Source organism: Pseudonocardia nigra (assembly GCF_019396355.1).
Classification (GTDB): Bacteria; Actinomycetota; Actinomycetes; order Mycobacteriales; family Pseudonocardiaceae; genus Pseudonocardia; species Pseudonocardia nigra.
Map to the genome: position 1 here is coordinate 1 of NZ_JAHKRK010000454.1, position 1,429 is coordinate 1,429.

A 1,429-nucleotide genomic window follows, 5' to 3' on the forward strand; every position below is an offset into this window, starting at 1 on the left:
AGAACTCGTCCAGGTACTGCCGCTGCTCGGCCACCAACCCGTCCCAGCCGGTGTACCGGGCCGCCGCCAGCGCCGCCCGCACCTGGTCGTGCAGCGCCGGCAGCGACCGCCGCGACGACCACCCGTAGGCCAGGTACTTCACCACCCGCAGCTTCGTGCCCGGCTCCAGCCGCGTGAGCACCGTGGTGCGGCCGATGTCCTCGCCCGCCTCCGAGGTCACCTCGACCGCGCCGGGGCCGTGGACCTCGTGCTCCATCGCCGCCGCCACCTGCAGACCCGACCGCCGCGTGCAGTGGATCAGGTAGGCGCCCGCGTCGTGGGTGCCGTGCTGCGCCGCCATCAGGGGGTCGGTGAGCGCGGCCTCGACGCGCGGGTCGGCCTCGTTGCGGGCCGGGAGCTGCTCGTTGGCCACCAGCTCGGACTGCACCACGATCAGCGCGGGCGCGTCGACGACCTCCACCTCGTAGCAGATCGCGGCGATCGCGCGCTGGGTCAGCGAGACCAGGCGGGTGCTGCGGATGTTGACCGCGCGCCCCGCGGGGGAGGTCCACTCGACCTCCCGCGTCAGCGTGCCCGCCCGCAGGTCCAGCACCCGCTCATGACGACGCAGCTGCCCGTACCGCAGATCGAACGGCTCGTCCTCCACCAACAGCCGGATCAACTTCCCGTTGGTGACGTTGATGATCGTCTGACCCGACTCCGGATACCCGTACCCACCCTCCGCGTACGGCAGCGGCCGCCGCTCGTAGAACGAGTTCAGGTACGTCCCCGGCATCGCGTGCGGCTCACCCTCGTCGAGGTTGCCGCGCAACCCGATGTGCCCGTTCGACAACGCGAACACCGACTCCACCTGGCCCAGCGCGTCCAGGTCCAGCCGCGGCTCCCGCACCACCCACGGCTCGACGGCGAACGGCGAACCCGGATGCAGGTTCGCGACTGTCCTCGAGGCGCGCTCGTAGGACAGGGCCTCGCGGGCCATCGCCTGGTGGGGCAGGGCCTCGCGGGACATGTCGGACGGCATGAGGTGGACTCCCCCGGATCGTCGGTTGGTGGTCAGGGCCGGTCGAGCAGCGACCGGGCGGAAAGGGCTGCGCCGAGGACGCGGGCGCCGCGGCTCGTGCGCGGGTCGAAGCCGGTGAGCTGCGCGATGCGGTCCAGGCGCAGCGACAGCCCGCCCGGGCTGAGGAAAAGGGCGGCGGCGGTGGGTTCCCGGTTCCCGTCGGAGGCGAGGAACGCGACGAGCGCCTCGGCGAGGTGCTCGTGTGCCCGGACCGGGTCGAGCACGGCGGCCAGCCGGTGCAGCGCGGGCGGGTGCTCCGCGAGCGCCGACTCCAGGACGAGGTCGCGCTCGCCGACCAGCCCCGGCGGCAGCGCGACACCCTCGGCGGTCGCGAGCAGCCGCCGTGCCGCCGCGGCGGCCGAAGCCACC

Annotated in this window: 2 protein-coding genes; both read right to left on the reverse strand. The window is 73.6% G+C overall.

The genetic code is table 11. The annotated features are described in order from the left end of the window. Window positions 1-1,021: glycoside hydrolase family 65 protein (locus KME75_RS41525; RefSeq protein ID WP_504739540.1), on the reverse strand; the 1,021-nt coding region annotated here is incomplete at its 3' end. A 32-nt stretch (window positions 1,022-1,053) separates the two neighbouring features. Next, window positions 1,054-1,429: helix-turn-helix domain-containing protein (locus KME75_RS41530; protein ID WP_219420463.1), on the reverse strand; the 376-nt coding region annotated here is incomplete at its 5' end.